The organism is Pseudoalteromonas sp. SG41-1 (assembly GCF_014164575.1).
Taxonomy (GTDB): Bacteria; Pseudomonadota; Gammaproteobacteria; order Enterobacterales; family Alteromonadaceae; genus Pseudoalteromonas; species Pseudoalteromonas rhizosphaerae.
In genome coordinates this window covers 1-8,794 of sequence record NZ_JACJFL010000081.1, presented here as the reverse complement: position 1 = coordinate 8,794, position 8,794 = coordinate 1, and the positions used below count along the sequence as shown (strand labels likewise).

General features: G+C 32.3%; 6 protein-coding genes. 3 read left to right on the top strand and 3 right to left on the bottom strand.

Annotation, left to right across the window (positions count from 1 at the left end; translation table 11 throughout):
* The 3 genes from H5203_RS22010 to H5203_RS22000 form a co-directional block, all read left to right on the top strand.
* Positions 1-578: DotI/IcmL/TraM family protein (locus tag H5203_RS22010; protein WP_182820331.1), on the top strand; the 578-nt coding region annotated here is incomplete at its 5' end.
* Between the two features lie 61 nt (positions 579-639).
* On the top strand, positions 640-3,363 hold the full coding sequence (locus H5203_RS22005; RefSeq protein WP_182820330.1) for a hypothetical protein: 2,724 nt from the start codon (positions 640-642) through the stop codon (positions 3,361-3,363).
* A 148-nt stretch (positions 3,364-3,511) separates the two neighbouring features.
* Complete coding sequence (locus H5203_RS22000) at positions 3,512-3,811, top strand: hypothetical protein (protein ID WP_182820329.1); 300 nt, start codon at positions 3,512-3,514, stop codon at positions 3,809-3,811.
* Positions 3,812-3,845: 34 nt separating this feature from the next.
* On the opposite strand, the gene H5203_RS21995 is transcribed toward H5203_RS22000, so the two are convergent.
* The 3 genes from H5203_RS21995 to H5203_RS21985 form a co-directional block, all read right to left on the bottom strand.
* Positions 3,846-4,481, bottom strand: a complete 636-nt coding sequence (locus tag H5203_RS21995; protein ID WP_182820328.1) for a hypothetical protein — start codon at positions 4,479-4,481, stop codon at positions 3,846-3,848.
* Positions 4,459-5,190: a hypothetical protein gene (locus H5203_RS21990; RefSeq protein ID WP_182820327.1), complete on the bottom strand. Its 732-nt coding sequence runs from the start codon at positions 5,188-5,190 to the stop codon at positions 4,459-4,461. The genes H5203_RS21995 and H5203_RS21990 overlap by 23 nt, the downstream gene beginning before the upstream one ends.
* Positions 5,191-5,324: 134 nt before the next feature.
* Complete coding sequence (locus tag H5203_RS21985) at positions 5,325-8,729, bottom strand: hypothetical protein (RefSeq protein ID WP_182820326.1); 3,405 nt, start codon at positions 8,727-8,729, stop codon at positions 5,325-5,327.
* Positions 8,730-8,794: the final 65 nt, after the last annotated feature.

The window sequence follows — 8,794 nt, the reverse complement described above, 5'->3', positions numbered from 1 at the left end:
TGAATAGTATAGGTTTAGTCTTTTTTTCTTTTATCATTTTATTTTTTTCTTTTTCTTTTCTATTCTATTCATTCTTTCACTATGAAACACCCCACTCTTATCTTGCTCTGGATGAAAATAATAAGCTGTTAAATGAGCCACCATTAACGGAATTTCACATATCACAACCTGAGATCATTATGTGGGCTAATAACGTTTTAATCGACTTATATAGCTATGACTACCTAAGTCTTAACTCTCACGGTAATTCTATAAAAGACTATTTCTATGAGAAGAATGTAGATAAATATATGAAAGAGTTTTATAACTTGAACTTACAAAGAGTTGTTTCGGCTGATAAAGCGGTGGTTAAACCAGAAATATTAAATGTTTTTGATATAGAACAAGAAGGCGTATATACAACAGATGATATTGATCGTGCTTATGTAAAACTTAAAGGCGATATGATGTTGTTTGTTTATGGTTTGGAAGGAACAAAAGGTATTCGCTATGAAGTTTCTATTTTTATTACAAGAGATTATCGCTCGAAAGCCAAAGATGGTTTATCAATTGCTGTAATAAACCTTGTTAAAAAATAGTTTTAAATCATTGAATAAAACCCTTTTTGATATACCTTAATAATATAGGGAGATCAAAGGGATGATATATATAAGGTTATTTTTATTATTATTGCTATTACCATTCAATGCGTATTCAAATAGTAATATTGAAAATATAGAAAAATGTTTACAGGACGTTTCAAAAAGATATGTGTTAGCCACTCACGGTGTTGACGCTCTACAAAGTTATGACATTGACTGTGCTGATTACTCTAAACTCAAAGAATATAGCGACACTGAATTAGAAGCCTTCACCGCTCCATTCAACCCTAATACTACTTCACTTTTAGATCTTGTTATCTTAGTCGTTAACTATGTAGGTATCGCTTATTTATGTGTAATGATAATTCAACTACTTGGCGAAGGCATTGATAATACACAAGCAACAGGTGAATTATTAGGTAAGTCTAAAAACACTGTTTTTACCTTTATGAAAATCGCTGTGGCTATTGCCTTGATCGTGCCTATCAAACACCCTTATAACTTGGCTCAATTAACCGTTTTTAAAGCGGTAGGTTATTCAAATATTTATGCCAAAGACATAGTTAACGCTATGGTAAGTAATCAACCAAGAACATTCCCTTCTTTAAAAATGCCTAACAGTGATAATAAGCAACTTGAAATGGCAAGACTTATACAGTTTATGACTTGTGTAAAGAGTGAGCCGACTGTTAAAGCTAATCAAATAAGTCTTAACTTTTACCGTGAAAACGGCTTGATTAAAGCAGCTTCAAACTATGGTCGTTGCTTTGTTAACGTCCAAATCGGTCTTGATAAATATACGCCTGAAATCATTGAAAGAAGTAGTGAGATTAAATCATTGCTAGGTAACAACGTTGATTATAACCAAGTCCAGTACGTTATGTTTCAAAAGTTGTTTACTGAGCTATTAAAACAAGCTGACATAGTGAGTGAAGTGTTAGTTAAGCCTGTGGATGTTGTACGTAAAGAGAGTAATGAGTTTGATAGTTTAGTCGTGGGTAAACATGCTAATCGTAATCAAATCGTCCATTGGGAAATGACTTGCCCTGACGTTATAAAATATTTACCTACAAGAGACTTAACAAAGACTGAGAAAGAGCAATATTTATATCTTGCTTCACGCTGTATGAGTTATACCGCTACACAACGTTTAGTCTACCCGTATGACAACCCTGAAATAACAAAATACTTTAAAACAGAAAATTACCTTCAAGGTAACAATATTGAGCTATGTGCTCATGATTTCAATGCGTCAACAACAGTAAAAACAGTGATAAAAGAAACATCGGCTGAGATTGATACCAGCAATCTAAATTTCTCTTTCCGTATGAAACAAAAGAGTGCGAAGCAATGTTTAATCGAAGCGTGTAGCAATCTTAATAGTGATAACAGTAATGCCTATATTTGTGCGAATGCTGTATTTTTATATGACACCTTAGAAAAGAACAAAATAATGGCAGAGCGTGGTTTTATGACGTTAGGCGCGTATATGTATCAAATGTTTACAGGACTTCAAACGAGTGAAAGCGCAAAGTCGATTTTTAATAACCTAAAAATCAATTATGTCAATCAACCTAACGCACTTGGTACACCTCACCCTAATGACATTTTGTTTACTGTATATCAGTCTTTCACGCCTGTTCTACACGACAAAATGCTTGCTTATCTTTATACCGAAATGCCAAGTGTTGATATTTTGAATTACAAACGTGATTTTAACGCCATAGAAGGCAAATATGGTGATTTAGTATCAAACAGTAATGGTGTGGACTTTTTAGGCTCAAATCGCTTTGTAGAGTGCGTTAACAAGCCTTTGCGTGTATCAAATGGTTATGCTTGCTCTTCGACTTCCGAAGAATTACATCACTTTGGTAAGAACATATTGAAATCAGCGTTGTTTATTAAAACGCTTACCGCTTCTGCTGGTATGCGAAAAAAAATGACTAATAGTTTTGAGAAAAAGAAAGTATCAGGTGAAGGTTATATGAATAACTTAACGTCTAAGTTAAAATCTTCACCCTTTGGTTTTATGCTTGATAGTGCGTTGTTTGGTCTTATTAATATCTTCTTTGGTGGCGATCAAACACAAACTGACGAATTTGGTAATTTTGATAGTAATAAGCAAAACGATCAAGAATTACAGTTAGAAAGAATAACAGGAAATGGTATTGCTCTTTTAGCTATCGCTAACAGTGGTGGTTATCTAAGTGATCTTATTGATACCGTTTTAAACTTCCTAATCGTTTTAGGCTTGGTTATGGCTTATGGCTTGCCTTTAATGCCGTTAATACTGTGGTTATTGGTTCTGTTAAGCTTCTTTACGATGTTTGTGGGTATGATAATCGTAATGCCGCTATGGATACCCTCTATCGTTAAAGTCGGTCAACAATATTTCAATGATTTTGAAAGGCGTGGATTGGCTATCATATTTACGATAGTTTTAAAGATCCCTCTTTACTGTATTGCCTTGGGTATTTCTTGGTTTTTAATGAATACCGTAGGTGGTGAGCTACTTAAAATCTTTTCTGTATCGGATGCTTTGAATAGTGAATATGGTTTTAGTGTAGCAGTGTATATTGATATGTTAATTGCGATTGTTGTTTACAGTGTATTACTACTTTATATATTAAATAAATGCGTAACACTTATTGAAGTATTTGCCGATACAGCTATTGGTTTCTTAGAAGGTGATGTCAACCTTAAACAATTAGGTCAAGATAGATCGGAAGGTTTATTATCAACAATTGGAAGTGGCATTAAAACTATTAACCCGAAAGGATGAAATAAAATTGAATAACTATTAAGAATATTTAAAATTTAATTATACCAAACCCTTGATGAATTATTTTTTTAATATACGGTGAATATTACATTTGCTTTCAAGGCAATGTTTTCATTAAAAAAATAAAATAACAAGGAGATATAATATAATGAAAAAATTAACTACACTTATCGCTGCTTCAACCGCTCTAATCTTATCTGCTGGTGCTAACGCTCAACTAAATGAAGATGGTAGCTATACATATTCAAATACTGAGTATTGTCAGTATATTAAGTCAATTAAACATCAGGACAAAGATGATCTAGCGAAGGTTTATAAGCGTCAGTTTGTCAAACTTGGTGGTGATAGAGCAGAATTAACAAATTCAAAATGTAATGAAATAGTGAAGGCACACGGAAGACTTAGTTATGCTGAAATACAGAAACTTCGTCAAGACATTACGATGTAATAAAGAAAAGCCACTTAATGTGGCTTTTTTCTTATTAATATTTATCTACATTTTTATTTAACACTTCAATAAAATTCTTAAAAATTGTTTTCACTGTATCTTTAACAATTTCTTCCATCAGTTTATCAAACACTTTAGGATCTATTTCACCTACAAATTTTCTTAATATCTTTTTACCAATAAAATTGATATTTTTATCTTGATAAATTTGTGGAAATCTATTTGCTTCTAAGCTTATTCTTTCTTTAATTTCTTCAACAAACATAAGATCAATGCGTGTTTTATCTTCATCTTCCAGTGCTCTTATATTACCTTTAATATAAGATTGATAAATTATTAATGAATTAACGTAGCTTTTACCTATTACCATTGATTTATGCATCATATCTTTAAAATCATCATAATCATAATCATTAGCAGATATATGTTTTTTAAAGCTTTTGAAAAATATTAAGCTATTTTCTAACTCACGATAAGAAAGCTGTATATCAACTTGAACTGCCGCTTGTATTGAGTTTTTGAAGTCCAAAAGTTTTAAACCTCTTTTTTTCGCGGCATACGATCTCATATTTTTTGTGTTGTTAGCTTCTGTTAAATCTTCATCTAAAAGATCTAAAAATGGTATATTTTCTTCGTATTTTAATGTATCAATTATCTGGTGTTTTTTCATAATCAATTCCTTTTGTTAATATTATTGTTTCATCTTCCTTGTAGACTTCCAAACTGTCTCCATAAACAAAAATAGTATCAGTAATTTCTAAGCTCTTACCCTTAGCAATTAAACCCTCTCTTACTTGGTTAATGCTAACTGATACTGTTTCCATACATTTAAACAATAATTCATATGGTTTTTCGTTTGTCGCATAGTTGTCATAACACACCCAAAACAAATAATCAGGTATATTCATTATTTGCGTATACACTTCACCATTGTATCTATATGTATTCGTTGTTAAGTTTTTGTAGATACCTGCGTTTGTTCTACCATATGATATAAATTCCGCTTTACCCTGTGGATCTTGTCTATGATAAACAGGCGTATCTTTAATCGCTATTTTTCTATACTGAGCTTCTAAGCTGTGATCGTGAAGCATATAAAACTCATTGCTGTATGCTTCTATTGCGGCTTTGTAATCACTCTCAATATGTAATTCACTGTATTCTGGTACTTTGTCGCTATACAAAAAGTTTAGATTGATAGCAATCATAATGAGTATGTAAAGTGGGTAAGAATAGGCAGATATGATTAGAATTTTTTTAATCATATTGTAATTATTATTTATCTTTGTATCTACTTTTGTTTTTAAGTTTTCAAAGGGCAATAAGTTATATACACCATCCACAAAACGTACAAATATATTCTTATTATCATTCGACATAACAAACCTTTAATTTAATGTTATTTAAATTATATATTATTTATATATATCTGTCAATACTTTTATATATACTTCAACATTAAATATAAAAAACCACTTTATATAGTGGCTTTTTGTTTATTATTATTTTTCTTTTATTTCTTTTTAGATTTACCCTCTCTTTCTTCCTTCATCTTTTGAAGTTGTGTTCTATATTTATTTTGATTTGTTTTTTGTTTAGCGGCATTAGTCGCAACATTGGTTGTTTCACCTACAACCCCTGCGCCTTTATGAACGATATATGATGCTAACAACTCTTCTTTTACACTGTCATCTATATATCTAATGTCGTTAGAACCTTGAATTCCGATCATTTGAAGAATGAAGTCAGGTGCTTCTTTTATAAAGTTAAAACAACGCATTAATATAAAGATTGCTGCGAATACATAAGTCGCATACATAAAGAACTGAATAATGATATTCATCAAACCTGTGCTAGTATCAGTCGCAATAAAGAAACTTGCCATAGTCATATTCAACATATACAAGACAATTGAGCATAGCGTGAAAGCGATAATCGCTGACATCACTAATAATGAAGGCTTTAATACCACTACGCCTAATAAGTTAGCAAAATCTCTTATTGTTACTTGGCTATTACCATTTTTATCAGTAAGAGAGAAACGCAGTATATGTATGTTGATAACAAGCAATGTCGTAATAACGGTTAACAACCAAGACACCATTGACACGACAAAAGTTAGTAGTGGTTTAAGTGGTAATATGAATGCTAAGAAAATACCGCCTACAAGCATTAAGTGAAACAACGGTGCTAATGCGTCAAAGATAACCGCTACAATCGTGATAACACCTTCAAGTACCAGTAATATGCCCGTAGCACCTTTAGCTACTTTTTTAAGACCGTTGATTATCTTTTTACTCGAACTTTTTTTCTTTTTCTTTTCTGCTTCACTATCACTATCAACACCTGATAGGTATGACTGTAAGAAGTTTAAACTACCCTGTGCGATATATAACGTTATTGCCTGTTCGATAAAGGCATAACCCGCTTTAGTAAAACTGGCTAACGGATGAACTTTTGTAGATAAACAAATTTTATCTGTTTCAGCACACTCTTTTACACCTTCAGCTAGTGTTCTATCTTGTGATAAACCTGCTGTCTCTTTAATGTAATTCATAGGTGATAACAGTAAGGTTTCAATGATATTGTTTATCAAGCTGGTATCAGCTTCATCTTCACTGAACTGTTGAGCGAAAGCATTTTGACTATTGAATTTGATATTGCCACCTTGATTGAAGAAGCCTGTAATCATAAGTGGTTTCAACTGGTTTCTATTTGTCATATTTTTTTCAGCTATTTGAGTTTTGTTATCTTCTCCTTCCGCTCTAAACGCATCGATATTAACGAAGTTAGCCCCTGTAGTATTACTTACAAAAGAACTCATGGAAGCGGTTGAGCGAATACCCGAAGCGTAAGCGCTGGCATTACCCCCTGCGTTAGCAAGGTGAAGTAGATAAGCACCTGCCATACCACTTCCTTGCTTTCTAAATTTCAATTGAAGCTCATCGTCTTTATTATCTTTTAACGCTGCTGAAAGCGCGATTAAAGACGCTTTTTTAACTATAAAATAATACCCTTCCATAGCCAGTTTCTTTTCATAAGATTGTTTCAAATGATTGATATAGTCAGTTTGTGCTACTTTCTCGATAAAACTTATATCTTTTACTTCAAGCTTCTTATTTTCATAAGTTTTTAAGTATTCTCCATCTACATTTCTTTCGGTAATAGTTAATAATGCTAAATGATTTAATCCACCTGAATTGTATTTGAACTCATAATCACCACCTGAGTTATCAAGATTAAGACACTCAAAGCTCATACCTGTTTGACCTAATTTACCAAAGACATATTCAACAATGTCTTGATCGTCTGGATCTTGAAATAGATTGTTTAATTCAATTTTTGTTTTTTGAGAACTGATTAAATCTCTAAAATTTGTCGAACAATGTGCTTTCTCTAAGTGATCAGCAATCTCTATCGCTGCGTTTCGTAGTGTCAAAATGCCATAGTCATTTTCATAATTACTATCTAAACGAAATTCAGTGTCATCATTTGCTGATAAACCAAGAAGAGCGTTAGTGATACCTAATGCTTGTGCGTTAATAGCATTAGCCTTAAATGTACTATCACGACTTTGCCAGTTATTATCATTGGTTATGTCGTTTATTATTCTTTCTGCTAATGCGTTTGCTTCACTATCAAGCAATGATTTGTATGATTGAATAGCATTATGACGATTTGTGCCTGTGGCGCTAACGACTAGCTTTGCTTTTGGTGCTAATACTGCTTTGTAGGTTTTAAAATATTTATCTGCTGAATATGCTTTACGAAGATTGTTTACTACGTCATTAACATCTTTCTCACCTGAAATAAGTTGTTTAGAACTTTCTATAATACCGTCTTGATCGTGAAACTCTTCACTATAAACCGTTGTGTTATACACAACGTTTCCGCATTGGTGCGGTTGTCCGTAAACTTCTGGTAGGTATTCGTGTTCTGTTAAATACCCTTTAATATTGTTGATTGTTCCGTCTTCGCATAAACCGTCTTTACATACTTCACTTTCAATCTCTTCTAAACAATATTTTAAGCTTGGTCTATGAAAAGCAAAACCTTCAATAAAATCAGCTTTTGAGAAAAATGCGCTCACACCATACGTTGAAGCGTCTTTGTTAAACATCGGCTTCACATAGTAGCTCATACAATTTTCAATCTTTTCAGCAAAAGCGCTCATATCGTAGCTATCAAAAAAACTACTGTCGTTAAACCCTTCATTGATACCAAAGTTGTTGTTCAGTATTTGCTGTCTTGTGCGATTTTCACATACTTGGTTAGTGATTAATGCTTCTACATTCACGGAAGCATCAAGTGCTAACTCTTTATCGTTGATTAATACCCCTGCGGTTTCGACATCCACATTGAATAAAAAATTACTCCATATGAATGTTGATAATGATAAACCTACATACCCAAGTAGTAACACAATATGCTGAGAAAGAGTGATGTTATCAACGGGTGCTATAAGAATGATTGAGACAATTAAGCTCATTGCCTGTTTGTAAGAAGTGCCATTTTCACTACCAAAAGCATTACCATTTTTTTGTGCCTGAAAGACATTTTTTGAGAATGACACAATTAGAATTATCAGGGTTAATGACACAAACAAATGTGTCCCTGATTTCACTAACGAATATAAATAACTACTTTCTTTAATCTCACTGGCTTTTATTTTTGTCGCTAATGAAGGTTTAAATATCTCTTCATAGACCTCTTGTAATTCACTGTCTTCTATAAACCTATTAAACAAGTAATAATAAGTATTTGCTGTTATGTCTTCTTCACACAACTCCATATCACGGTCTTTAATCATACTATTTTCAGTATACTCAACACCACATTGATCTGTTGTGTTTGCCACCCCTTCACAACTAAAAAACAATATAAATAATAAAATTAAAACCTGCCCTACATCCTTCATAAAAACTCCCTTTATATATATTACTTTTTATCATTATTTAATATTTTTACAATATAAAAAACAAT

Excerpts from the sequence above, each read along its gene's own strand:
- H5203_RS22005 (WP_182820330.1), top strand. The coding sequence starts at position 640 with ATGATATATATAAGGTTATTTTTATTATTATTGCTATTACCATTCAAT.
- H5203_RS22000 (WP_182820329.1), top strand. The coding sequence starts at position 3,512 with ATGAAAAAATTAACTACACTTATCGCTGCTTCAACCGCTCTAATCTTA.
- H5203_RS21995 (WP_182820328.1), bottom strand. The coding sequence starts at position 4,481 with ATGAAAAAACACCAGATAATTGATACATTAAAATACGAAGAAAATATA.
- H5203_RS21990 (WP_182820327.1), bottom strand. The coding sequence starts at position 5,190 with ATGTCGAATGATAATAAGAATATATTTGTACGTTTTGTGGATGGTGTA.
- H5203_RS21985 (WP_182820326.1), bottom strand. The coding sequence starts at position 8,729 with ATGAAGGATGTAGGGCAGGTTTTAATTTTATTATTTATATTGTTTTTT.